Origin of the sequence: Streptomonospora alba, assembly GCF_000826685.1 — a bacterium.
Lineage (GTDB): Bacteria > Actinomycetota > Actinomycetes > Streptosporangiales > Streptosporangiaceae > Streptomonospora > Streptomonospora alba.
On record NZ_JROO01000021.1, the window covers coordinates 19,888 to 44,491 of the forward strand.

Below are 24,604 nucleotides of genomic sequence, written 5' to 3' on the forward strand. Positions count from 1 at the left end.
CCCATGGGGACCCGTAGGAACTGGATCGAACGCAAGGCGCGCCAGGTCATGGGTGGCAGGCTCGACGGAATGGGAGGCGGGTCTCCCGTCTCCCGGACGCACCGCCCCCATCTCAAGGGTGGCGCTGTGCAGGCCCGCGGCCTGGGCGGCACTTTCCGGCGCACGCTGAACCGCGGCATGAGCACGGGCTCCGGTGCCGGCAAGCGGCACGGCGGCGGAATGCAGCGCGGCATCCGGAAGGCCGAGACGCGGCTGCGCCGCGCGATCCGCCGCTGACCGCGCTAGTACACCGAACGCGAAGCGCCGCACGAGGGGACCGTACCCTCGTGCGGCGCTTTCGTGTGCGGCGCAGGCGCTTGTGCACCCGCCGGGGCGCACGGTCCGGCGCTGCGGGAGGCTACGCGCCCCCGTCGCCGGGCAGGTTCATGCGGACCATGAGCGCGGTGCCCTCGGCGGTCACCTGGCCGTTGTGGCGCACCTCGCCGGAGACGAAGACCTTGCGGCGCTCGGTTCCGCTCACGCGGGCGGTGATCTCCAGCGGGGCGTTGAGCGGCGTGGGGTTGCGGTAGTTCACGTCCAGGTTGGCCGTGAGACCGGGCATCCCCTCGGCGCCCGCCGCCGAGCCCAGGGCCTGGTCGAGGAGGGCGGCGAGCCAGCCGCCGTGCACCAGTCCGGGCGGCCCCTGGTACGTGCCGTTCAGCACCACCTCGCCGCGCAGGCCGCCCTCGGGAGCCGTCTCCATGCGCAGCGGGGGCGCGGCGGCGTTGGTCGGGCCGGAGACGACGTTGGTGAGGGTGCCGTACTCGACCCTGCCGTCGGGCCAGACCTGCTGGACCATGGTGCCGATGTCGTGCCGGTCGCCCTTGAGGCGGTCGTTGGCCGCCGCCACGGCCTCGCGGGCCGCGGCCAGCTCCCGCGATCCGGCCTTGGTGTGGGCGACGGTGTCGACCAGGGAGCGCACCTCGTCGACCAGGGAGGCCAGCTCCGCGGGGATCTCCCCCTCGGGGACCACCGAGAGCCCGAAGTCGCGAGGGTCGGGGAGTTCGGCAACCGGCTTCGCGTCGACCGTCATGGCTTCCTTTGCTGTGCTGAGTGTCCTCTGCTCGGCGGGGTGTCCGCGCGCCGCCGGAGCGGCGACGGGCGGCCCGGTCCCCGTCCGCATCGCCCTGACCGCGCTGCTCGTCTGCGGCGGCCGATGCGGAGTCGGCGCGCCGCCGACCGACCATAGATGTTACTCGCTAGTAGCTTCATGGTCGCCGACTCCGGCTCCCGAAAGCAACGCGACAACCGTCACAGCCGGATCCGCGGTCACCGCTACCGGATTCAACAGGCCGGGACTGAAGGCCCTATTTCGTGAATCCGGCCACCGCACCGCCGACCGGGCAGCGCCTTGCGACGCCCGCGTCGCGACGAGGTACGCCCCGGAACCCGAGAGCCCCCTCGGAACCGCCGAGGCCGTGGTGGCGGCTGCGGGTGCTTCTACGGGTGCTTTCCAGGTCCTGGACGCGGGCGGCGGCTCCGGCGGCTTCCGCTGCGGGCGGGGCCGGGAGCCGATCAGTCCAGCCGCTTGCGCATGTCCAGATGCCGGATCCCCGCGTCCAGGAACTCCTCGCCCCGGGCGGCATAGCCCAAGCGCTCGTAGAAGCGCAGGGCGTGGGTCTGGGCGTGCAGCTCGATCTCGCCCAGTCCCAGCTTGCGGGCCCGCTCCTCGATGGCACGGACGAGAGCGGCCCCCGTCCCCGTCCCGCGGGCCTCGGGCAGCACGGCCAGGCGCCCCAGGACGCCCCGCTCCCCCGCGGCGACGAGCCGGCCGGTCCCCGCGGGCACGCCGTCGATACGGGCCAGCAGATGGTCGGCGCCGGGATCGTGGGAATCGGGCTCCTCGGCGATGGGAACCTGCTGCTCGGCGACGAAGACGGCGCCGCGGATGGCGAACACGGCGGCGCGGTCCTGGAAGGTCTCCGCGAGATCGATCGTGCGCACGCGGGAAGTCTAGGCGCCCGGCCGCCGCCCGCCGCCCATGCGGGCCCGCGTACTCCGTCCGGCTCCGGCCGTCGCCCTCACAGCAAGTCCGCCTACGCTGGCGGTATGAGCGAGGACTCCGGCGAGCGCGCGCAGTTCTGGCGGCATCCCGGCCTGCCCGGCGTGGAGCTGCTCAAGGCCCACTACGTCCGGCACACCTTCCCGCGGCACACCCACGACACCTACACCTTCGCCCTCATCGAGGCGGGGGTGGAGGTCACCTACTACCGGGGCGTCGATGTCAGTATCAGCGCGGGCGGAGTGCTGGTCGTCGAGCCGCACGAGGTGCACACCGGCCACGCGGGCGTGGCCGGGGGCTGGCGCTACCGGGTGCTCTACCCCGAGGTCGGCGTGGTCGCCGCCGCGGCGCGCGACCTCGGCATGGACGCCGTCCCGTCCTTCACGCCCGAGGAGATCCGCGACCCGTCCTCAGCACGCCTCCTGCGCGCCGCTCACCTGGCCACCGAGCAGGGCGACCGGCTCAGCGCCTCCACCTTGACCCGCCGAGCCCTGCACCGGCTGCTCGCCCGGCACACCCGCGCCCGCTCCGCCCGTCCGCAACCGCCCGGCTCCGCCCAGGCTGTCGAGCGGGCCCGCGAGCTGCTGCACACCAGGCTGGCCGATCCGCCCGGGCTGGAGGAGCTGGCGGCGGCCGTGGACACGCCTCCCTACGCGCTGCTGCGCGCGTTCCGCTCGATCCACGGGCTGCCGCCGCACACCTACGTGAACGACGTCCGCGTGCACCGCGCCCGCAGACTGCTGGGCGAGGGGACGGCGCCGGCCGACGTCGCCGCCTCCCTGGGCTTCGCCGACCAGCCGCACTTCACCCGGCACTTCAAGCGCAGCACGGGAGTGCCGCCCGGCGCCTTCCAACGCGGCGTGCTGGGCCGATCCCCATCGCAGTGACTCCCCCGAGCAGGCCGCCCGGCACGGGAGCCGACGAGGCGTGCCGCGCAATTTCGTTCAAGACCGCGCCGGGACGACGCCGCTAGCGTCGGTGGACGTGACCACCTCCACTGCATCGCTGCCGCCCCCGGTCCGCGACGGGCTGGGGATGGGCACCGCCGTCGGCCTGTCCGGAACCGCTTTCGGGGCCGCCGCCGTCACCGCAGGGCTCTCGGTGCCCCAGGCGTGCGTGCTCAGCCTGCTCGCTTTCACCGGCGCGTCGCAGTTCGCCCTGGTGGGCGTGGTCGCCGGCGGAGGCGGCTTGGCGGCGGGCGCCGCCGGCGCACTGCTGCTGGGCGCGCGCAATACCCTCTACGGCCTGCGGATGGCCGACCTGCTGCACTGGCGCGGACCGAGGCGCCTGCTGGTCGCCCACGGCATCATCGACGAGACCGCCGCCGGGGCACTGGCCCAACCCACCGCGGCGTGGGCGCGCACGTCCTTCGTCACGGTCTTCACCTCGCTCTACCTGACCTGGAACCTGACCACGCTCGTCGGCGCGCTGGCCACCGAGCGGATCGGCGACACCGACGCCTTCGGGCTGGACGCCATGAGCGCCGCCGTGTTCCTGGCACTGGTCGCCGCACGGCTGCGCGACAACCGGCGGGAGCGCCTGGTCGCGGTGCTGGCGGCGGCGATCGCTCTCGCGGCGGTGCCGTTCGCACCGCCCGGCGTGCCGGTGCTGCTGGCCGCGGCGGCCGCGCTGATCGTGCCGAGCGGCGGCCCGGCAGGTTCCCCCGGCGACGACGAGGGCGGTGACGGCGGTGCGCCCGGTTCGGACGGTGGCGATGCGGACCCCGGACGCGGGGAGGTGCGGGCATGACCCTCTGGCTGGTCATCATCGGCACCTGCGCGGGGTGCTACCTGCTGAAGCTGGCCGGGCTCTCGGCGCCGCGGCGGCTGCTGGACCATCCGCTCGTACGGCGCTTCGCGATGACGGTGCCCGTGGCGCTGCTGGCCGCGCTGATCGCCGTGCAGACGGCGAGCGACGGCGGCCAGGAACTGGTCTTCGACCCGGCGCGCGTCGGCGGCGTGGCCGCAGCGGCCATAGCCCTGCTGCTGCGCGCACCCTTCCTGGTGGTACTGGCCGCGGCTGCCGCGACGGCCGCTGGACTGCGGCTGCTGGGCCTGTGATGGCCGACCGCCGCGCGGCCGCTCTCCCGCGCGGCGGTGCCGCTCGCCCGCGGCGTCCGCGCGGGCGCACCGCGCGCGGGTCCGCCGGCGGGTGCGGGGACGCTCCTCCCGCCACTTCCCCGCTCCCGAGGTGACGGACCCGCCTCCAGCGGGCAGAAGCACCTGGGACCATCCCGCGAGCCGGAGGACGCGATGACCGACCAGACCGGGACCGCAGCCGCTGCCCCCAAGGGCGCCGACGAGATCACGCGCCCGGGCGGTCCGGAGCCGTCCGGGCGGTGGCGCACAGCGGCCGAGGAGGTCGCCGACGTGCTGGCCGCCGCCGGGATCCGCCACTGCTACACGGTGCCCGGCGAGAGCTTCCTGGAGCTGTCCGACGCCGTCGAGCAGCACGAGGACATCCGGCTCGTCTCCACACGCCATGAGAACGGCGCCGCGTTCATGGCCGAGGCCGAGGCCAAGCTCACCGGAGTCCCCGCCGTCGCGGCGGCCACGCGCGGGCCGGGCGCCGCCAACCTTGCCGTGGGCGTGCACACCGCCCGCCAGGACTCCACGCCCATGGTCGTGTTCCTCGGTCAGGTCACCAGCGACTGCCTGGGCCGCGAGGCCTTCCAGGAGGTCGACCTCACCGCCTTCTACGCGCCCATCACCAAATGGGCCACCACCGTCACCCGCGCAGACCGGCTCGCCGAGATCACCGCCCAGGCCCTGCGCGTGGCCACCACCGGGCGCCCCGGGCCGGTGGCCGTGGCGGTGCCGGGCGACCTGTTCGGGCAGCGCGTCCCGCCGGAGCCCAAGCTGCCGGGGACCGAACCGCCGCGGCCGCCGCTGGGCGAGGACGAGCGCGACAGGCTCGCGGAGTGGCTGGTCACCGCGCAGCGCCCGGTGATCGTCGCGGGCGGGGGGACCCGCAACGCACGCGAAGAGCTGGTCGCCTGCGCCGAGCGCTACAACGTCGGCGTCTACACCTCATGGCGGCGCCAGGACGTGTTCCCCAACGACCATCCGCTCTACCTCGGGCACCTGGGGCTGGGCTGCCCCGAATCGGTGCTGCGCACCTTGGAGGAGGCCGACGCGGTCCTGGTCGTCGGCTCGCGGCTGAGCGAGATCACCAGCCAGACCTACAGACTGCCCACCGCCGCCGGGCCGGGGCCGGACTCGCCGGTCGCCCAGATCGACATCGACCCCGCGCAGATCGGCGCGGTCACCGGAGTGTGGCTGGGGGCGGCGGCCGACGCGCGCCGGGCTCTGGACTCTCTGGCCGCTCTGCCGGTGGCCACGCCCGACCGCGACTACGGCGAGGCGCACCACGCATGGGAGCGCACCGCCACCGCGCCCGCAGACGCCGCCACGCACCCCGGCGGCCTGATGCATCCGTGGGCGGTGGTGGAGGCGATGCGCAAGGCGCTGCCCGACGACACCGTCATCACCAACGACGCCGGGAACTTCGCCGCGTTCCTGCACCGCGGCTGGACCTACCGGCACCCTCGCACCCAGCTCGCGCCCACCAGCGGGGCCATGGGCTATGCGGTCCCGGCTGCGGTTGCGGCCAAGCTCGCCGCGCCCAACCGCACGGTCGTGGCCGCGGTGGGCGACGGCGGGGTGCTGATGACCGGCCAGGAGCTGGAGACCGCGGTCCGGCTGGAGCTTCCGCTGACCGTGATCGTCTTCCAGAACGGCCTCTACGGCACCATCGCGATGCACCAGGCGCGGGAACTGGGCCGCAGGGCGGGCACCGATATCAGCGGCCCGCTGGACCTGGCCTCCTACGCACGCGGCCTGGGTGCCCTCGGCGCCACGGCGACGAACCCGGTCGAGCTGGCGGACGCGCTGGACGCCGCGCTCTCGGCCGAGTTGCCGATGCTCATCGACGTTCGCACCGACCCCGAGATCATCAGCCCGGAGGCCACCATGACGAGCCTGCTTCACGCCTCCGACCACCGTTGATCTTGTACCTACCGTAGCGGGATAACGTTTTCCGTGCCTGCAGGTACAAGATCAACGCAGGGTTCGGGGGGATCAGTCTTCGCGCAGGAGGTGCAGTGCCGCGGCGAGGTCGTCGGGGTAGGTGCTCTCGAACTCCACCCGGTGGCCGCGGGTGGGGTGCTCGAAGCCCAGGCGCATGGCGTGCAGCCACTGGCGCCGCACCCCCAGGCGCTCGGCCAGCGCGGGGTCGGCGCCGTAGAGGTGGTCGCCCACGCAGGGGTGGCGCAGCGCCGCCATGTGCACCCGGATCTGGTGGGTGCGGCCGGTCTCCAGCTTGATCTCCAGCAGGCTCGCGGCGCGGAACGCTTCGAGGGTCTCGTAGTGGGTCACCGAGGGCCGCCCACCCGCCACGACCGCCCACCGGCCGTCTCCGGCGGGATGGCGGTCGATGGGAGCGTCGACGGTGCCGCGCAGCGGATCGGGGTGGCCCTGCACGAGCGAGTGGTAGACCTTGTCGACCACACGCTCCTTGAAGGCGCGTTTGAGGACGCTGTAGGCGGCCTCGCTCTTGGCCAGCACCATCAGCCCTGAGGTGTTGGCGTCGAGCCGGTGCACGATGCCCTGCCGCTCGGCGGCGCCGCTGGTGGCCAGTTCGATACCGGAGGCCAGCAGTCCCTGCAGCACCGTGGGGCCGGTCCAGCCCACCGTGGGGTGGGCCACGACACCGACGGGCTTGTCCACGACCACGATGTCGGCATCCTCGTGGACGATGCCCATCCCCGGTACCGGCTCGGCGCGCGCCGAGGGCGGCTCCGGCGGCGGCGGGAGGGTGACCTCAAGCCAGGTGCCCGCCTCCAGCCGGTCGGACTTTCCCACGGAACCGCCGTCGACGGCGACGTTGCCCTCGGAGATGATCTCGGCGGCGCGGGTGCGCGACAACCCGAACATGCGGGCGATGGCGGCGTCGATGCGCTCGCCCTCGACGCCGTCGGGCACGGGCATGCCGCGGTGGTCGCCGGCGCCGGCCTGCGTGCTCATGGCTTCTGCCCTCCGTCGTCGCGCCGTGCGCTGGATGGCTCCGACGCCTCGGGCGCCGAGTCCGGCGGGAGGGGCCCGTCCTCGGCCGCGCTGTCGGCACCGGGACCGCCGGCACCGGGGCGGCCGTCGGCGGCGGGCTCTTCCGTTTCCGCCTCGCCGTCCTGCGCCGCCTGCGGTCCGCCGGAGTCCGCGTCGCTCGGCTCGTCCGACTCGCGGCTGCCGTCGATGTTGACTCCGCGGAAGGCCAGGAGCACCGCGAGGACACCGCCCACGACGATGCAGGAGTCGGCGATGTTGAACACCGGCCAGTTGGGCACCCGGATCCAGTCGACGACCGCGCCGTGCAGCGGCGCCGGCGGGCGGAACGCCCGGTCGACCAGGTTCCCCAGCGCGCCGCCCATGATGAGCCCGAGCACGACGGCCCAGGACCTGCTGGCCAGCTTGCGTGCCATGAACACGATGTAGCCGACCACGCCCACGGCGATGAGGAAGAAAAGCCAGGGCATGCCCTGGCCCATGGAGAAGGCCGCCCCCGTGTTGAACACGAGGGTGAACTGCAGCAGGTCGCCGACCACCGGCATCGACTCGCCGGGAGCGAAGGCGGACAACGCCGCCTCCTTGGTCGCGTAGTCGGCCGCCAGGGCCGCTGCCGCGACGGCCGACAACAGAACGAACCGCCGCGGCCGACGCGCGGCGGGTCCGTTCACCGTCCGATCTTGGGCCCCGGAGGGCTCGACGTCACTCAGCGACGCTCCTCGCGCTGTTTGCACTGCACACACAATGTGGCGCGGGGGAACGCCTGCAGCCGCGCCTTTCCGATGGCCTTGCCGCAGGACTCGCAGACCCCGTAGGTCCCCGCGTCCATTCGCTGGATCGCCCGCTCGCTCTGCGCGAGCAGCTCACGGCTATTGTAGTTCAGCGCCAGGTCGTGCTCGCGCTGGTAGGCCTTGGCGCCGGTGTCGGTGGGATCGTCGCCGGCGCCCTCGACCGAATCGGACAGCCGCTCGGCCAGCTCCGACTCGGCGGCCGCGATGCCCTCGCGCAGCTCGGCGATCTCGGAGTCCAGGCCGCTGCGGACCTCGGCCAACTCGGACTCGGTCCACGGGTCCTCCCCGGGCCGTACGGGGAGATCGGCCGCGTTCACCGTGCTCGCCATAACCCCGTCCCCTCTTCCGCGGGCCTCTTCGCCGGACGTTCCGGTCGTGGTCGTTGACGCCATCAGGCACCTCACCCCCTGGGCCGCACGCGTCAGCGGCGGCCACCAACCCCGTTCTGACGTGCGGTTTCGCCAACGTCGGCGACTCTCCGCACAAGATGCCGGGTAGCTTAAACGCCCGTCGAGAGCGAATCAACCATCGACAACCCAGCGGGGAACACTCCGGGCCTTCTGCCCATCCGTCCCCCTTGTGTTCCCGATCCGCGGTCCCCGTACGCCTTTCCGGGGGCGGCGCGCCGGCCGGCCCGGGCGCGCCCCCGGGCCGGCGCTACTGCGGCCTGGCGAACCCGCCGTAGTCCTGGGCGAGCACCTGCAGATGCGGCTCGTCGAAGGTGGCCGGGCCGCCGTGCGGGCCGGTGCTCACCTCGATCACCCAATCGACGTCCTCGGCGTCGTCCTCACCGGCCAGCATGACGCGATGCACGGCGCAGGGCTCGTACCCCTGGTCCTGCAGCTGCTCGGCCAGTTCCTCGGCGTCCTCCCGCTCGGAGAGCGTCACGAGCACGGTGCCCTCTTGTCCGGTCGCGGCCACGGACCGCCTCCTTTCGTCGATCGCCATGTGCTGCCTTACCCTCGGCCGCGTCCTGCGCAGCGGCGGGCCGCCGCGGAGACACGGCTCGGCACGCAAGTATGCACCGAGCGATCGGCGGCGGCTCCCGCGAGGTCGGTGCGGCGGAGCCGCGCGGACCGCCCGGAGCCGCGGCGCGCACATCGCCCGAGCATGTCCCCGAGGTGGGCTATCCTCGGGGCACGGCACGGTGTGGATGGGGACGAGTACCTTCGGACACGGCCCAGAGCGACCCGGGGACGGTGGGAGCCCGGGGGTACGACCGTCGGGAAGATCACCCCGGAGCCGCCGGAAGAACGGCCCGGTGCGCGCTGCGCGCCGGCCCAGTAGACCCGGCAGCCGCGCAAAGCGAGAGGGGACGAGGCGGCAGGCCCGCCTCGCCCAAGGAGGGTGGTACCGCGGGGCCCGCAGCCTCGTCCCTCCATCAGGTCAAGCCGATGCCCTGGTGAGAGGTAGCCCGATGCCCGACCACAGCGCCGCCCGTTCCTTCCCCGTGCTTCCGTCCCAGATCGACCTGCCCGCCACCGAGCACGAGGTGCTCAAGCGCTGGTCGGAGCGGAAGATCTTCGAACGCTCCCTGGAGCAGTCGCAGGGCAACCCCAACTGGGTGTTCTACGAGGGCCCGCCCACCGCCAACGGCCAGCCCGGCGTGCACCACGTCGAAGCGCGGGTCTTCAAGGACGTCTTCCCCCGCTTCAAGACCATGCGCGGCTACCACGTGGACCGCAAGGCCGGCTGGGACTGCCACGGCCTGCCCGTGGAGGTCGCGGTGGAGAAGGAGCTGGGCCTCAGCGGCAAGAAGGACATCGAGGAGTTCGGCGTCGCCGAGTTCAACGCCCACTGCCGCGAGTCCGTGCTGCGCAACGTGGGCGCGTTCACCGCCATGACCGAGCGCATGGGCTACTGGGTGAACATGGACGAGGCCTACCGCACCATGGACCCCGAGTACGTGGAGTCGGTGTGGTGGGCGCTCAAGACCATCTGGGACAAGGGCCTGCTGGTGCGCGACTACCGCATCAGCCCCTACTGCCCGCGCTGCGGCACCACGCTCTCCGACCACGAGCTCGCGCAGGGCTATGAGACCGTGACCGACCCCTCGGTCTACGTGCGCTTCCCCGTCACCTCCGGCCCGCTGGCCGGCCCCGAGCGGCCCACCTCCCTGCTGGTATGGACCACGACCCCCTGGACGCTGGTCTCCAACACCGCGGTGGCGGTGCACCCCGACGTCGCCTACGTCGTGGCGACCGACGGCGCCGAGCGGCTGCTGGTCGCCGAACCGCTGGTCTCCGCGGCCCTGGGCGAGGGCTGGACGCTGACGGGCGAGCGCTTCGAGGGGTCGGAGATGGAGCGCTGGACCTACCAGCGCCCCTTCGAGCTCGTCGCCTTCGACGAGCCCGCGCACTTCATCGTGCTGGCCGACTACGTGACCGTCGAGGACGGCACCGGACTGGTCCACCAGTCGCCCGCCTTCGGCGCCGACGACATGACCGTGTGCCGCGCCTACGGGCTGCCCGTGGTCAACCCGGTGCGCGCCGACGGCACCTTCGAGGGCGGCCTGGACCTGGTCGGCGGCACCTTCTTCAAAACCGCCGACTCCGCCCTGGTCGAGGACCTGCGGGCACGGGGGCTGCTGCTGCGCAACCAGCCCTACGAGCACAGCTACCCGCACTGCTGGCGCTGCCACACGCCGCTGCTCTACTACGCGCTGCCGTCCTGGTACATCAAGACCACAGCGATCAAGGACGAGCTGCTGGAGCAGAACGCGCGCACCAACTGGTTCCCCGAGAACGTCAAGGAGGGGCGCTACGGCGAGTGGCTGCGCAACAACATCGACTGGGCGCTCTCCCGCAGCCGCTACTGGGGCACGCCGCTTCCCGTGTGGGTCTGCCCCGAGGAGCACTACACCGTCGTGGGCTCGCTGCAGGAGCTCGGCGGGCTGGCCGGGCGGGACCTCAGCACGCTCGACCCGCACCGGCCCCACGTCGACGACGTGGCCTTCGACTGCCCGCACTGCGGCGGCCGCGCCGAGCGCGTGCCCGAGGTCATCGACGTGTGGTTCGACTCCGGCGCGATGCCGTTCGCCCAGTGGGGCGCGCCGCACCGCAACAACGAGGCCTTCGAGGCCACCTTCCCCGGCCAGTACATCTGCGAGGCCATCGACCAGACCCGCGGCTGGTTCTACTCGATGATGGCGGTCAGCACCCTGGTCTTCGGCCACTCCTCCTACGAGAACGTGGTCTGCCTGGGCCACATCCTCGCCGAGGACGGCCGGAAGATGAGCAAGCACCTCGGCAACGTGCTTGAGCCCATGGACGTCATGGAGCGCCACGGCGCCGACGCGCTGCGGTGGTTCATGGTCGCCAGCGGGTCGCCGTGGATGCCGCGCCGCGTGGGCCACGAGGCGCTGGAGGAGATCGTCCGCAAGGTCCTGCTGACCTACTACAACACGGCCTCCTTCTTCACCCTCTACGCCGGCGCGGGCGGCGCCTGGAGCCACGGCAGGCTCGCCGAGGCACCCGCGCCCCAGGACCGGCCGCTGCTGGACCGGTGGCTGCTCTCCGAGCTGAACCGTGTCGTCAAGGGCGTCGGCGAGGCCCTCGACCGGTTCGACACCGCCGGTGCGGGACGGCTGCTGACGACCTTCGTCGACGACCTGTCCAACTGGTACGTGCGCCGTTCGCGCCGCCGGTTCTGGGCGGGGGCGGACACCCCCGAGGGCAACTCGGCGTTCGCGACGCTGTTCGAGGCTCTGGAGTCGCTGACCCTGGTCATGGCGCCGCTGGTGCCCTTCATCACCGACCACGTCTGGGCGGCGCTGCGCCGGCCCGAGGCACCGGAGTCGGTGCACCTGGCGCACTGGCCCCAGGCGCGCGAGGACCTCGTCGACACCGAGCTGTCGGAGCAGATGGCGCTGACCCGGCGGCTGGTGGAGCTGGGCCGCGCGGCCCGGGTGGACTCGGGAGTGCGTACCCGCCAGCCGCTGTCGCGGGTGCTGGTGGGCGCCGCCGGTTTCGCCCGGCTCCCCGAACAGCTGCGCGACCAGATCGCCGAGGAGCTCAACGTGCAGGAGCTCGACCCGCTCTCCGCGGTGGACGGCGACCTCGTGGAGCACACGGTCAAGCCCAACTTCCGCGCTTTGGGCAAGCGGTTCGCCAAGCGCACCCCGCTGGTGGCCGAGGCGATCGGCGCCGCCGACGCCCGCGCGCTGGTGGAGCAGGTGCGCTCGACAGGCTGGGCCCACATCGAGGTCGAGGGCGAGCCTGTGGAGATCAGTTCCGACGAGGTCCTGATCAGCGAGCAGCCGCGGGAAGGCTGGGCGGTGGCGGCCGAGAGCGGCGAGACCGTCGCGCTGGACCTGGAGATCACGCCGGAGCTGCAGCGCGCCGGTCTGGCCCGCGAGTTGGTCCGCCTCATCCAGGACGCCCGCAAGTCCGGCGGCCTGGAGATCTCCGACCGGATCGACCTGTGGTGGTCGGCCGAGGATCCGGTCACGGCCCGGGCGCTCCACGAGCACGAGCGCACGATCGCGGGAGAGGTGCTGGCGGTCAGCGTCACGGAGGGCGCCCCGCAGGGCGACGCCCACAGCACCACCTCGGAGGACTTCGGCGTAACGGTCCACCTGCGCAAGGCGGCCTGACGACGGCGGTCGGCGTCCGTTGCCGGCGGGACGGCGCCCGTCCCGCCGGCACCCGGCTCCACTCGGCCGGGGCGGGCGAGGGTGTTCCCGTCGCCGGGGACGCGCGGTGACGGGCACAGGGCCGCGCACCGGGAAGCCCTCCGGGAAGGCGGCGGGCGGGGCACCGAAGAGGGTGCGGCCTGCTGTGGCGGATTCCCGCACCGGAGTCCGGCCCAGCGGCGGAATGGCGCGCTAGCGGTCCTTCTCGGACTCGGCGTCGTCCGCCGTGGTCTGCGCCTCGGTGTGCGTCGCGGCCGAAGCCGCGTCGCCGGGCCGGTCGGCCGGCTCAGCCGAGGACTGCTCCGGCTCCTCGGCCGCCGGATCCCTGCCCGGGGCTTCCTCCGGCTCGGTATCCGGGGAGTCCTCCGGTTCCGGGGCCGGAGCTTCCTCCGGCTCGGTGGCCGTGGCCGCGCGCAGGTCGATGGGTTCTGTCTGGGGGTCGGCGTCCGCCGCGGGGGCTGCCGGGGCTGCGTTCCACTCCTCGGCGGGCTCGGATTCGGCCGCCTGCACGGAATCGCCGTCCTCGGACTCCGTCGGCACCTCGTCCGCAACCGCCTCGTCCGGGACCCCCACTCCCCCGGAGGCGTAGTCCGCGCTCGCGTCGGAGCCGGCTCCCGCCTCCTCGCTGCCGGGGCCGGCCGTCGCCCCGCTGTCGCCACTCCCGCTCAGGCCGCCCACGAAGGCGCTGAAGGAGAGGTCCCTGTCGGACTCGTCGACGGGAAGGTCCTGCGCAGACACGTCCGCCGACTGCGCCGACGGCACACCGGCGGGGGGCTCGGTCTCGGGCTCCTGGGCGGGTTGCGCCGACTCCGCGGTCTCCCCGGCTACGGATCCGCCCGCGGGTTCCGCCGCGGACGCGGTCGGCGCCTCTTCGGACGGACCGGCACCGCCGGGGTCCGGGGCGGGCGCCGGTTCGGCTCCGTCGAAGTCCCTCGCGGCCCATTCCTCGGGGACGCCGTCGTCGGCAGGCGTCTCCTGTACGCCGGAGGCGCCTGCGTGCTCGAAGGTGCCCGGGGCGACGGCGCCCTCATCGGGCTGACTGGGCAGAGGGTGGGAGGGCGGCCCTGCGGGCCGCACTGTTCGGGGAGCCGCCGCGCTCTGCGCGGATACGCTCCCGGTCGCCTCTGCCGCCCCCTCGGTGGTGCGACCCTCCTGTGCTGCGGGTTCCGCCGGCGTGCCCGGAGGCTGGGCGGGGACGGACGCCTTCCCCAAACCGTCCGTCCGTGCCCGCAACCGTCCGGCGCCGCTGAACGCCGCTTCACTCGCAGAGCTCTGCCTCAGGTACTCGCGCGATCGCACCGCCTCGGCGACGAGCAGCACCGCACCGATGCCGCCCAGTACGAGCGCGATGTAGACCAGCGCCGTCTCTGCGAACACCACACCGAAGGCGATGACCGCCAGAGCCGCCACCAGGACAGCGAGACTGAGGATGAACACGGAATAGGAGAGCTTTCACTCAAGGGTTCTGTTGTGCGCTGACACGCCACGGCGGCACAGTCCGTCACCGCAGTCGCTCGCGCGCCTGGATCGCAGCGGGTCAGCGACGCTCGTGCGGAGCCTCGCCGGGGTGGTAGCCGCCGTGCTGCGCGGGCTCGGGCTGAGCGAACGGGTTGCCGCCCGAGGGTGCGCCGTTGGCCGGGCCGCCGGGAGGCATGCCCGGATTGCCGCCGGTGGGCGTCATCGTCTGGAAGCCGCCGGTCGTGTTCGGGTTCTGCTGCTGGCCGGAGTTGTGCTCGTTGGCGCCCTCGGCGAGCTCGCGCAGCTGGCGCTCGAAGTAGTCCTTCAGGCGGCTGCGGTACTCGCGCTCGAAGTCCTTGAGCTCGGCGACCTTGTGCTCCAGCTCCTCGCGCTGCTGCACGAGGGAGCCCATCACCTGGCGGTGGCGCTCCTGGGCGTCGCGGTCGAGGTTCTCGGACCGGGCACGGGCCTCGTTGACGATCTGCTCGGCCTGGCGGCGGGCCTTGCCGAGGATGTCGTCGGCCTCGTGGCGGGCGCGGCCGAGGGTCTCGTCGGCCTCGCGGCGCGCGTCGGAGATCGCCTGGTCGGCGGTCTGCTGAGCCAGCGCCAGCACGCGGGCCGCGGTGTCCATGTTCTCCTCGGACCCGGGCAGGCCCATGTTGGCCGCCATCGCCGGGATCTGCTGCTCCAGCGACTGCGCCTGCTGCTGAGGTTGAGGCTGCTGGGGCTGCTGCTGTTGCTGCGCCTGAGGCTGGGGCTGGGGCTGCTCCTGGCGGGCCGGCTCGGGCTGCTGCTGAGGCGGCTCCGGCGGAAGCTGCTGCTCCTGGGGCTGCTGCTGCTGGAAGTCCTGCATCCCGGCGTTGGGCACCTTGCCGCGCAGGCACTCCGCGAGCTTGCCCCGCAGCTCCTCGTTCTCCTGGATCAGGCGGTCGAGCTCGGTCTCGACCTCATCGAGGAACGCGTCGACCTCTTCCTCGTCGTAACCCGGCCGGAGCCGGGTGGTACTGAACTGCTTGTTCCGCACATCCGCGGGTGTCAGCGGCATGTTCGTCTCCTTGGCGCGCTTGGACTGTGTCCGTAGGGACGCTACCTGATCGTGACCTTACGGCAATCCAGATCATGACCAAGGCCACATATCGAAACCAGGGCTTACTTTTCCGACATCTGTGACCTTTTAGGTGAACGAGACCGAACTTACGATCTGGAGAAGGATCACCACGATGAGGAAGAGGACGGTGAAGCTCAGATCGAGCGCCAGTCCCCCCAGGCGAATCGGCGGGATGAACCGGCGCAGGAACCTCAAGGGCGGGTCGGTGATCGTGTAGACGGTCTCCGCGAGCACCAGTACGAACCCGGTCGGTCGCCACGACCGCGCGAACGCCTGTACGAGTTCGAAGACGAGCCGCCCGATCAACACCAGCATGAACAGGTTCAGCAGGATGATGACGACGGACTGGACGATACTCACGGCCGTTCCCGGACCCCATCTCTGGACGTCTGTGATGATCTAACTCTGGTTGAAGAACCCTCGCTCAGCGATCCGTGCTTTGTCTTCAGCAGTCACCTCAACATTAGCCGGGGACAACAAGAACACCTTGGTGGTCACGCGATCGATACTGCCATGAAGCCCGAAGATCAGCCCCGCCGCGAAGTCGACCAGACGCTTGGCGTCGCTGTCGACCATCTCGGTGAGGTTCATGATCACCGGCACACCTTCTCGGAAGTACTCTCCGATGGTACGCGCCTCGTTGTACGTCCGGGGATGCAGCGTGGTGATACGTGCGAGATCGGCGGTCGCGGGCGCGGTGTGGGTCGGAGTGCGCCTGTCCGCAGGAGACATGGTGTAGTCATCCGCATCCGTCAACGAGTCGATGCGCGGGTCGCCACTGTGGTGATCGAGATCCCGGTCCCGCCGGCCCTCGATGCCTTCGTCGAAGTCGTCGAAGTCATCGTATTCGTCCGCATAGCGGTGATCGTAGCGGTCGTCCTCCACGAGGCCGAGGTAGACCGCCATCTTGCGCATCGCGCCGGCCATCTCTTGCCCTCCGTCGTCCCTGTGGTGCGGCACCGCAGATGACTCAGTCCATGTCGGGCCCCTCCCGAGCCCCCGTCTCGCGGGCGAACTCGACAGATGGGCGCCAATGTCCATGTGGGGACATTACCCCACGTTCGGGCCGCGATCGTCGAGCAACGCCGTTCCCACCCGCAGGTGTGTCGCCCCCTGGTGGACCGCCGCCTCCAGGTCCCCGCTCATCCCTGCCGAGACCGTCCTCGCCCGAGGGTAACGATCCCGGACCTCGGCGGCGACCGCACCGAGCCGGGCGAACGCCTCAGCGGGATCGCCCTCGCGGGGCGCCACCGCCATGACTCCGCCCAGGACGAGCCCGTCCTCGGCCGCCACGGCGTCGGCCACGGCCAGGGCGTCGCGGGGGTCGGCGCCCCCGCGCGGCCCCAGCACGCCGGCCCGGGAACCGGGATCGAGGTCGACCTGGACCAGGCACGCCACCTCGCGGCCCTCGGCGCGGGCGTGTCTGCCCAGGGCGGACGCCAGCCGCGCACGGTCGAGGGAGTGGACCACGTCGGCGTAGCGGGCAACCGAGCGGGCCTTGTTGGTCTGCAGCTGGCCCACGAAGTGCCACCTCAGATCCAGGTCGGCGCATTCGGCCGCCTTAGGCGCGGCTTCCTGGTCGCGGTTCTCACCCACGTCGGTGATTCCCGACTCGGCGAGGATGCGGACGTCGGAGGCGGGGAAGGTCTTGGTGACCGCGACGACCGTCACTTCCTCGGGGCCGCGCCCGGCCGCGGCGCAGGCGGCCCCGATACGCTCGCGCAGGGCAGCGAGGTTGGCGCCGATCCGCTCGCGGCGCGCCGACGCGCCGGCTCCACCGGCCTCCGGTCCCGCGGCCGTCACTGCGTGCTCCACACGAATCCCGCGAAGCGGCCGGTGGGGGCACCGCCGCGGTGCGAGAACAGCTCGGGGCTCTCCAGCGTGCAGCGGTCGTCGGAGGAGACATGGCCGACATCGGCCGCGCGTAGTTGGGCGGTCACAGCGGCGCGCAGGTCGACACCGGCGGTGCCCGCCCTGGTGCGGACCGCCGCCTCGGGGACGCTGCGCGCGACTTCGGCCTGCACGTCGGGGCCGACCTCATAGCAGAAGCCGCAGACGGCCGGGCCCAGTACCGCGCTGATGCGAGCGGGCTCGGCACCCAGCCGGGCCATCCCGGCGACCATCGCCGGAACGACACCCTGCTGGGTGCCCAGGCGGCCGGAGTGGGCCGCGCCGACGATCCCCGCATCGGCGTCGGCGGCCAGCACCACCAGGCAGTCGGCGGCCAGTGCCGCCAGCACCAGGTCGGCGCGGTCGGTCACCACGGCGTCGACGCTACCGGCGCTACCGGGCTCGGTGGCTCTCGCCACCCGCGCACTGTGCACCTGGTCCATCCACACCACGCGCTCGGCGGAGAAACCGAGGCGCTTGGCGGCCACGCGCCGGTTCTCCGCGACGGCGTCGGGGGCGTCGTCCACTCCGTGGCCGAGGTTGAGGGTGTCGAACGGCGGGGTGCTGATCCCGCCGTCGTAGCGCTGGGTGAAGCCGGCCTGCACTCCGGGCCCCAGCTCGATCACGGCACTCATGGTGTGCGCAGTTCCTCCGCATCCTCTGCACTGGTCGGGACGCGCAAAAGCGTACCGGTGGCGGGAGGTCCCGCCACCGGTACGCTCAAGCGCCGCGATGGGCCGTGCTATTTCAGGAAGTCGGGCACGTCGAGGTCGTCGGGGTCGTCGAAGACCACGCGGCGCCGCGGCGTGGGCACCTCGCCCGAAGGCGAGTACTGGCCGTCGGTCCCGGTGCCGCGCACCTGACCGTAGTCGTCGTCGACGGCGCCGATGCCCCGGTCCCGGGCGTCGTCCTCGGCCTCGGCCTCGACGGGTTCGGGGTCGGGCTCGCGGCGCCGGGCCTCCTCCCGCGGCGGCTCCGTGCGCACCGGTTCGGGCTCGGGAGTGCGCTCGGGCTCGGGCTCGACGGCGGCCTGGGTCCGCTGCGGCGGGTCCTCGCGGACCGGCTCGCGCACGGGCTCGGGCGCCGGTTCGCGGACCGGCTCGGGGTCCCGAGCGGGAGCCGCGGGCTCGGCCGCGGCCTGCGGACGCGGCTCCTCGGCGGCCGAGCGCGCCGGCTGCCGCTGCTCGACGGCCGGGGCGGCGGGCTGCTCGCGGACCTGCTGCGGCTCCGGTGCCGGGACCGCGGCTCTCTGCGGCGGAGCGGCGGCCTCGTTGCGCGCTTCGTCGAAGCCGGCCGCTATGACCGTCACGCGCACCTCGTCGCCGAGTGCATCGTCGATGACCGCGCCGAAGATGATGTTGGCCTCGGGTGCGGCGGAGTTCGCCACGAGTTGCGCGGCCTCGTTGATCTCGAACAGCCCGAGGTCGGATCCGCCCTGGATGGACAGCAGCACCCCGTGGGCGCCGTCGATGCTGGCCTCCAGCAGCGGCGAGGATATGGCCATCTCCGCCGCCGCCACGGCGCGGTCGTCACCCCTGGCCGAGCCGATCCCCATCAGCGCCGATCCCGCACCCTGCATTACCGACTTGACATCGGCGAAGTCGAGGTTGATCAGTCCTGGCGTGGTTATCAAATCGGTGATGCCCTGGACACCGGAGAGCAGCACCTGGTCGGCCGCCTTGAACGCGTCCAGCACGCTGACCTGGCGGTCGGAGATGGACAGCAGCCGGTCGTTGGGGATCACGATGAGGGTGTCGACCTCGTCGCGCAGCATCGCGATCCCGGATTCGGCCTGGGTGGCGCGGCGCTTGCCCTCGAAGCCGAACGGCCGGGTGACGACGCCGATGGTCAGCGCGCCCAGCGAGCGCGCGATGTCGGCGACCACCGGAGCCCCGCCGGTGCCGGTGCCACCGCCCTCTCCGGCGGTGACGAAGACCATGTCGGCCCCCTTGAGGACCTCCTCGATCTCCTCGCGGTGGTCCTCGGCGGCCTTGCGCCCGACGTCGGGGTTGGCGCCCGCGCCGAGCCCGCGGGTGAGTTCGCGTCCGACGTCGAGCTTGACGTCGGCATCGCTCATAAGCAGCGCCTGAGCGTCGGTGTTGATGGCGATGAACTCGACGCCCTTGAGTCCCTCTTCGATCATCCGGTTGACGGCGTTGACGCCGCCGCCGCCGATTCCGACGACCTTGATGACCGCGAGGTAATTCTGCGGTGCTGCCACGACGAGGGGCCTTTCCGCTCGCATCGGCCGATCGCGCCGTTCCGCCTCAGCGGAATCTGCCGCACTGCGGCGGCGAACGAACCGATCGGCTGTCCGGTTCTACAGTCTTTCCACTGGGCCCCCTCAGACCGGCGCGGGGCCGATCGGGTTCCCATGCAGGGCTTCGGGCTCGCAGCCGGGCGGTTCCCCCTCCTGGGTGCTTCCCGCCGTAACCGCCCTAAAGTGTCAGGTCCATACTTATGTCAACCAACGGTATTGCTTCCCGACAGTAAGCCGCTGCCTGGCTACAGGCAACTAACCACGGGTTCAGCCTAACGGCGTGTCGCGCAGCGAGGCGATGTCCCACCCGGCGCGTCGCGTCCGGACACCGCGCTGTTCGGGCCGCGCGCCGTCCGCTGTCCTGCACGCCGCCGCCCGACGCGGCGCTCCGCCCGGCGCCTCACTCGACAACGGCCATCTCCGGCGCGCTGACGTCGTAGTGCCGGTCGGGACCGGGCGGGTGTTCGTTGAGCAGAACGGTCAGGATCGTGCTCTTGCGCTCGGAGCGCTGAGGCGTGCCCCAGGAGACGGTGGCGCCGCTGTCCAGAGTCAGCTCGACGGCGTCGCCGTCGCCGGCCTCGACGGTGTCGATGCGCCCGCCGACGGCGGCGGGCACGCGTTCGAGAACCGTCGCGGCGGTGGCGACGGCGGGGCTGCCCTCGGGTTCACCGGAGACGCTGATCAGCGGGTAGTTGTCGGGGCGCTTGTCGGTATCGGCGATGCGCACGCCGTCGCCGTCGATCAGCCGGAAGCCGTCGCCGGCGCGCATGGCCATCATCGGGGTGCGCTCGACGACCTCCACCCGCAGGGCGGCCGGCCAGCTGCGGACGACCTCGGCCGACTCCACCAGCCGCAGCTCCTCGGCGCGGCTTCGGGCCGCGTCGGTGTCGACACGGGCCAACGGGGTGCCGGTGGGGACGTCGACGGAGGCCACCACCCCGTCGGCCTCCAGCCGGGAGGTGCCGGTGACCTCGACCTGGCGCACCACCAGCAGCCGCGAGCCCAGCAGCACCCAGACGACCACCGTCAGCACCGCCACGATCAGCAGCACCACGAAGGCGACCTTCCAGGGATCGGAGCGGCGGGCCGCAGTGCGCTGCTCGGACTCGCCGGCGCGGGCGGCGGTCTGCCCGGTGGTCGCGCTCACGCTGCTCTCGCCGCCTTTCCGCCCGGTGGGCAGGCGCCTAGTCGGCGGCCTGCTCCAGCGCCGACAGTGCCTCGACGATCCGCGGCCCCAGTTCGGTGACGTCGCCCGCGCCCATGGTCAGCACGATGTCGCCCGGCTCGGCGGCGGCCGCGGCGCGCGCGACCGCCTCGGCGCGGTCGGGCTCGTAGCCGACCGTGGCGTGGGTGATCCCGCGGGTGATCAGCTCGGAGCTGACACCGGGTTCGGGATCCTCCCGGGCGGCGTAGACCGACAGCACCACGACCTCGTCTGCCAAGGACAGCGCCTTGGCGAACGCGTCGGCGAAGATCCGGGTGCGACTGTACAGGTGGGGTTGGAACACCGCCACGACCCGCCCCGGCGATGCGTCCGCGGCGCCGCGGGTGTCCAGAGCGGCGCGGGCCGCTTGCAGGTCGGCGGCGATCTCGGTGGGGTGGTGGGCGTAGCTGTCGTAGACCGCGACGCCGCCGGCCTCGCCCTTGAGCTCGAAGCGGCGGGCGGCGCCGGTGAAGCCGGCCAGACCGGCCACGGCCACCTCGGGGTCGTAGCCCAGCACGTCGGCGACGGCGACGGCGGCGGCGGCGTTGAGCACGTTGTGCCGACCGGGCACGGCCAGCTCGGCGTGCAGCGGCTGCGCGTCGGGCGCCGTGAGGGTGAAGGAGGTGCGGAAGCCTTCGGCGGAGACGTCGGCGACACGGTAGTCGGAGTCGGCTGCCTCGCCGTAGGTGAGCACGCGCTTGCCCAGGCCGCGGGCGATCTCGGAGACCCGCCGGGCGCCCTCGTCGTCGGCCCCGACGACGAGTGTGTCGCCGACCCGCTCGGCGAAGGCCGCGAACTCGGCGTGGATCTCGTCCAGGCCGCCGTAGTTGTCGAGGTGGTCGGCCTCGACGTTGGTGACCACGGCGATCTCGGGCGAGAGCATCAGGAACGAGCCGTCGCTCTCGTCCGCCTCGGCGACGATCACCTCGCCGGCGCCGGCGTCGGCACCGCGGCCGGTGGTGACCAGCGCGCCGCCGATGACATAGCCGGGCTCGGCGCCGGCGTGCTGCAGCACCACCGTGAGCATGGAGGTGGTGGTGGTCTTGCCGTGGGTGCCGGCGACGGCGGTCCCGCGGCGGCCCAGCAGCAGCGCGCCCAGCGCGGCGGCGCGCGGGATCACCCGCAGGCCGCGCTCGCGCGCCTCGGCGAGCTCGGGGTTGTCCTCGCGCACGGCCGAGGAGACCACGACGGTGTCGGCGGTGCCGACGTGGGCGGCGTCGTGCCCGACGTGGGTGGTGGCGCCCAGGGCCGCGAGCTCGTGCAGCAGCGGGCCGTCCTTGGCGTCGCTGCCGGTGACTTCGGCGCCCAGCTGCAGCAGGACGCGGGCGATGCCGGACATGCCGACGCCGCCGATGCCGATGAAGTGGAGCCGGCCCAGTTTGTCCACGGGCACGGGGTCGGTGGGCGGGATCAGGCTCACCGGGTGTCCTTCCCGTCGTCGACGAAGGACTCGTCGACCTCGATCTCGGATTCGTCGACCTCCGCCGGGACGGGATCGCCGCGCTCGCCGCGGGCGATGGCCAGGACCTCGCGGGCGAGTTCAGTGTCGGCGTCGCGCCGGCCCATCCGCGATGCGGCCTCTGACATCGCCACCACGCGGTCGGTGTCGGTCAGCAGCGGGATGAGGGTGTCGGCGATCCAGCCGGGGGTCAGGTCGGTGTTCTCCACGAGCAGCCCGCCGCCCGCGTCCACGATGGGTTCGGCGTTGAGGCGCTGCTCGCCGTTGCCGATGGGCAGCGGCACGAAGGCGCCGGGCAGGCCCACGGCGGTCAGCTCCGCGCACGTCAGCGCACCCGACCGGCACATGGCGACGTCGGCGGCGGCGTAGGCGAGGTCCATGCGGTCGACGTAGGGCACCACCACGTACGGCACACCGTCGCGGGTGCGGTCCTCGGGGCCCTCGGCGTTGTTGGGGCCCACGACGTGCAACACCTGCACGCCGGCGGCGGTGAACCGCTCGGCGGCGGCGAAGGCCGCCTCGTTGACGGCCCGGGCGCCCTGGGAGCCGCCGAAGATCAGCAGAGTGGGCAGCTCGGGGCGCAGCCCGAAGTGCGCGCGGGCCTTGTCGCCCAAGGCCAGCCGGTCCAGTTTGGAGATCTGCTCGCGCAGCGGAATGCCGATGTAGCGGCCGTGGCGGATGTCGCTGTGGGGGTGGCCGGTGTAGACGTGGCCGGTCAAGCGCGCACCGAGCCGGTTGGCCAGGCCGGGCAGGGGGTTGGCCTCGTGGACGACCACCGGGATGCGGCGCCGGCGCGCGGCCAGGTAGCCGGGGGTGGCGACGTATCCGCCGAAGCCGACGATGACGTCGGCCTCGAGTGCGGCGAGGTGGTTGCCCGCGGCGCTGATGGCGCTGGCCAGCTTGCCGGGGACCGACAGCAGCCGGGGGGTGAGCCGGCGCGGGAGGGGCACGGCCGGGATGGTTCCCAGCTCGTAGCCCCGCATCGGGACGAGGCGGTTCTCGAGTCCTCGTTCGGTGCCCAGACACATGATCTGAGTCTGCGGGTCGATACGCATCAGCGCATCGGCCAGGGAGAGCGCGGGCTCGATATGCCCGGCCGTGCCGCCTCCGGCGAGGGCTACCCTCATCGTCGCCGATTCCTCCTCGCTTGCACCTGAGTGGGGCGCGATCGGTTCGTGGCCTGGGCCGCGGCAGCGGGGCGCTTGGCCCCCGCGCCCATCGCCGCGAAGTCCAGGCCCAGCCAGCTTAGGGCCCTTTGCACCCGGCTGGGACCGCGCGCCGCCAGGGCGGCCCGGGCGGCGGGCTCGGACTTGGCCAGGGCCAGCAGGATGCCCAGCGCGATCATCATGGGGATGAGCGCGGACCCCCCGGCCGAGACCAGGGGCAGCGGGATTCCCGTGACGGGCATGACACCGATGACCGTGCCGATGTTGACCATCGCCTGGATGATGACCCAGGCGGTGATCGCGGCCGCGGCCAGCCGTGCGAAGGGGTCGTTGACGCGTGCTGCCACGCGCAGCCCAGCGTAGCCCAGAACGCCGAACAGGCCGATGACGAGGAGGCTGCCGATCAGGCCCAGCTCCTCGCCGATGATCGCGAAGATGAAGTCGCTTTCCGGGTGGGGAAGGTATCCCCATTTCTCGTGGCTGCCGCCGATGCCCACGCCGACCACGCCGCCGGTGCCCAGGGCGTAGAGGCCGTGCAGCAGTTGGAACCCGGAGTCGCTGGGGTCGGTCTGGGGGTTGAGGAAGGAGGTGACCCGGGCCAGGCGGAAGGGTTCGACCGCGATCATGATGGAGGCCAGCGTGGCCACCATGGCGATCATCGCCACCAGCAGCCGGCCGGGGGCGCCCACCACCCACAGCAGGGCCAAGAAGATGGCCAGCAGCACGAACGACGTACCCAGGTCGGTGCCGATGAGTACGAGGACGACGAGGGCGCCGCACCCGGGCAGCAGCGGGATCAGCAGCTGGCGCCAGTCCCCCAGCTGCTTGAGCTCCTCCTTGCGCGCGAGCACGGTGGCGCCCCACAGGGCGAAGGCGAGCTTGGCGGGTTCGGAGGCCTGGATGGTCATGCCGGCGATCTCCAGCCAGCGCACCGCGCCGCTGCCGTAGGCGTCGCCGTGGAAGGCGGTGAGCAGCAGCAGCCCCACCGACACCAGCATCGCCGGGTAGCCGATGAGCCGGAAGACGCTCACCGGCAGGTGCGAGGCGAGCACCAGCAGCGGCAGGCCGAAGGCGGCCGCCAGGACCTGCTTCTGGAACAGGGAGAAGGCCGATCCGGTCTCGGTGTAGGAGTCGACCATGGAGGAGGACAGCACCATGGTCAGGCCCAGCGTGGTCAGCAGCGCGGTACTGCCGGCCAGCAGGTAGTAGGAGGTCAGCGGCCGGTTGAGGATGGTGGGCAGCTCGCGTACCCACGAGCGCTCACCGCCGCCGCCCGCTTCCCGGCCGCGCCCGGACCGATCGGCTGAGCGCACCGATGTCGACACCGCCATTGACGCCCTCCGCCCGACGCAGTTCTTCCAGCGTCGACCAAGTGTGGTGGCTCGGCGGGGCGAATGGTCGGACATAACGCGCGTGTTGGGCTCTTCGCGACGCAGGTGGTGGCCGAGATCGGCCGGAACCGCTTTCGGGAGCCGTGCGCCGTCCCCGGCGGGCGTGCCCCGCCCACCCCGCTGAGGCCGGACGGGGCACCGGC

Annotated in this window: 23 protein-coding genes; 6 read left to right on the forward strand and 17 right to left on the reverse strand. The window is 72.6% G+C overall.

The window, feature by feature from the left end; all coding sequences use genetic code 11:
• Positions 1 to 3: 3 nt before the first annotated feature.
• The gene (locus LP52_RS11780) at positions 4 to 276 is read left to right on the forward strand and encodes a hypothetical protein (protein ID WP_040273252.1); all 273 of its coding nucleotides are present in this window, start codon (positions 4 to 6) and stop codon (positions 274 to 276) included.
• Between the two features lie 121 nt (positions 277 to 397).
• Here the strand turns inward: LP52_RS11780 and LP52_RS11785 are convergent, their stop codons facing one another.
• On the reverse strand, positions 398 to 1,072 hold the full coding sequence (locus LP52_RS11785) for a PaaI family thioesterase (protein ID WP_040273254.1): 675 nt from the start codon (positions 1,070 to 1,072) through the stop codon (positions 398 to 400).
• A 482-nt stretch (positions 1,073 to 1,554) separates the two neighbouring features.
• The gene (locus tag LP52_RS11790) at positions 1,555 to 1,983 is read right to left on the reverse strand and encodes a GNAT family N-acetyltransferase (protein WP_040273255.1); all 429 of its coding nucleotides are present in this window, start codon (positions 1,981 to 1,983) and stop codon (positions 1,555 to 1,557) included.
• Positions 1,984 to 2,088: 105 nt separating this feature from the next.
• Here LP52_RS11790 and LP52_RS11795 point away from each other — a divergent pair, with 105 nt between their 5' ends.
• From LP52_RS11795 to LP52_RS11810, 4 genes are all read left to right on the forward strand, one after another.
• Positions 2,089 to 2,928, forward strand: coding sequence for a helix-turn-helix domain-containing protein (locus tag LP52_RS11795; RefSeq protein ID WP_040273257.1), 840 nt, complete (start codon positions 2,089 to 2,091; stop codon positions 2,926 to 2,928).
• 148 nt (positions 2,929 to 3,076) lie between these two features.
• Positions 3,077 to 3,790 carry an AzlC family ABC transporter permease gene (locus tag LP52_RS11800; protein WP_052809760.1) on the forward strand — a complete coding sequence of 238 codons (714 nt, stop codon included), beginning with the start codon at positions 3,077 to 3,079 and terminating at the stop codon, positions 3,788 to 3,790.
• Positions 3,787 to 4,101, forward strand: a complete 315-nt coding sequence (locus tag LP52_RS11805; RefSeq protein ID WP_040273260.1) for an AzlD domain-containing protein — start codon at positions 3,787 to 3,789, stop codon at positions 4,099 to 4,101. Before LP52_RS11800 ends, LP52_RS11805 begins: the two co-directional genes overlap by 4 nt.
• Positions 4,102 to 4,293: 192 nt before the next feature.
• A complete protein-coding gene (locus tag LP52_RS11810) occupies positions 4,294 to 6,048 on the forward strand; it encodes a thiamine pyrophosphate-dependent enzyme (protein ID WP_084723131.1) in 1,755 nt (584 codons plus the stop codon).
• 72 nt (positions 6,049 to 6,120) lie between these two features.
• On the opposite strand, the gene LP52_RS11815 is transcribed toward LP52_RS11810, so the two are convergent.
• From LP52_RS11815 to LP52_RS11830, 4 genes are all read right to left on the reverse strand, one after another.
• On the reverse strand, positions 6,121 to 7,065 hold the full coding sequence (locus LP52_RS11815) for an RluA family pseudouridine synthase (RefSeq protein ID WP_040273261.1): 945 nt from the start codon (positions 7,063 to 7,065) through the stop codon (positions 6,121 to 6,123).
• On the reverse strand, positions 7,062 to 7,772 hold the full coding sequence (gene lspA / locus LP52_RS11820; protein ID WP_084723132.1) for a signal peptidase II: 711 nt from the start codon (positions 7,770 to 7,772) through the stop codon (positions 7,062 to 7,064). Before lspA ends, LP52_RS11815 begins: the two co-directional genes overlap by 4 nt.
• Positions 7,773 to 7,807: 35 nt before the next feature.
• Complete coding sequence (locus tag LP52_RS11825; RefSeq protein WP_040273262.1) at positions 7,808 to 8,221, reverse strand: TraR/DksA family transcriptional regulator; 414 nt, start codon at positions 8,219 to 8,221, stop codon at positions 7,808 to 7,810.
• Between the two features lie 328 nt (positions 8,222 to 8,549).
• On the reverse strand, positions 8,550 to 8,813 hold the full coding sequence (locus LP52_RS11830; RefSeq protein ID WP_040273264.1) for a hypothetical protein: 264 nt from the start codon (positions 8,811 to 8,813) through the stop codon (positions 8,550 to 8,552).
• A 496-nt stretch (positions 8,814 to 9,309) separates the two neighbouring features.
• Between LP52_RS11830 and ileS the strand changes: the two genes are divergently transcribed.
• Positions 9,310 to 12,486, forward strand: coding sequence for an isoleucine--tRNA ligase (gene ileS, locus LP52_RS11835; RefSeq protein ID WP_040273265.1), 3,177 nt, complete (start codon positions 9,310 to 9,312; stop codon positions 12,484 to 12,486).
• A gap of 231 nt (positions 12,487 to 12,717) precedes the next feature.
• Here ileS and LP52_RS11840 read toward each other — a convergent pair whose 3' ends face one another.
• The 11 genes from LP52_RS11840 to ftsW form a co-directional block, all read right to left on the reverse strand.
• Entirely contained in the window at positions 12,718 to 13,962 is a 1,245-nt protein-coding gene (locus LP52_RS11840) for a hypothetical protein (protein WP_040273266.1), read from the reverse strand.
• A 100-nt stretch (positions 13,963 to 14,062) separates the two neighbouring features.
• Entirely contained in the window at positions 14,063 to 15,028 is a 966-nt protein-coding gene (locus tag LP52_RS11845) for a DivIVA domain-containing protein (protein ID WP_040273268.1), read from the reverse strand.
• A gap of 129 nt (positions 15,029 to 15,157) precedes the next feature.
• On the reverse strand, positions 15,158 to 15,451 hold the full coding sequence (locus LP52_RS11850; RefSeq protein WP_040273269.1) for a YggT family protein: 294 nt from the start codon (positions 15,449 to 15,451) through the stop codon (positions 15,158 to 15,160).
• Between the two features lie 39 nt (positions 15,452 to 15,490).
• A complete protein-coding gene (locus LP52_RS11855) occupies positions 15,491 to 16,018 on the reverse strand; it encodes a cell division protein SepF (RefSeq protein ID WP_040273270.1) in 528 nt (175 codons plus the stop codon).
• 123 nt (positions 16,019 to 16,141) lie between these two features.
• On the reverse strand, positions 16,142 to 16,906 hold the full coding sequence (locus tag LP52_RS11860) for a YggS family pyridoxal phosphate-dependent enzyme (protein WP_238580875.1): 765 nt from the start codon (positions 16,904 to 16,906) through the stop codon (positions 16,142 to 16,144).
• Entirely contained in the window at positions 16,891 to 17,616 is a 726-nt protein-coding gene (pgeF, locus tag LP52_RS11865) for a peptidoglycan editing factor PgeF (RefSeq protein WP_040273271.1), read from the reverse strand. The genes LP52_RS11860 and pgeF overlap by 16 nt, the downstream gene beginning before the upstream one ends.
• A gap of 107 nt (positions 17,617 to 17,723) precedes the next feature.
• Positions 17,724 to 19,202 (reverse strand): cell division protein FtsZ, encoded by a 1,479-nt coding sequence (ftsZ, locus tag LP52_RS11870; RefSeq protein WP_040273272.1) that lies wholly within the window; start codon positions 19,200 to 19,202, stop codon positions 17,724 to 17,726.
• A 439-nt stretch (positions 19,203 to 19,641) separates the two neighbouring features.
• Positions 19,642 to 20,388, reverse strand: a complete 747-nt coding sequence (locus LP52_RS11875; RefSeq protein WP_040273273.1) for a cell division protein FtsQ/DivIB — start codon at positions 20,386 to 20,388, stop codon at positions 19,642 to 19,644.
• A 37-nt stretch (positions 20,389 to 20,425) separates the two neighbouring features.
• The gene (gene murC, locus LP52_RS11880) at positions 20,426 to 21,865 is read right to left on the reverse strand and encodes a UDP-N-acetylmuramate--L-alanine ligase (protein ID WP_040273275.1); all 1,440 of its coding nucleotides are present in this window, start codon (positions 21,863 to 21,865) and stop codon (positions 20,426 to 20,428) included.
• A complete protein-coding gene (gene murG / locus LP52_RS11885; protein WP_040273276.1) occupies positions 21,862 to 23,031 on the reverse strand; it encodes an undecaprenyldiphospho-muramoylpentapeptide beta-N-acetylglucosaminyltransferase in 1,170 nt (389 codons plus the stop codon). The genes murC and murG overlap by 4 nt, the downstream gene beginning before the upstream one ends.
• A complete protein-coding gene (ftsW, locus tag LP52_RS11890; RefSeq protein WP_040273278.1) occupies positions 23,028 to 24,401 on the reverse strand; it encodes a putative lipid II flippase FtsW in 1,374 nt (457 codons plus the stop codon). Before ftsW ends, murG begins: the two co-directional genes overlap by 4 nt.
• Positions 24,402 to 24,604 lie beyond the last annotated feature (203 nt).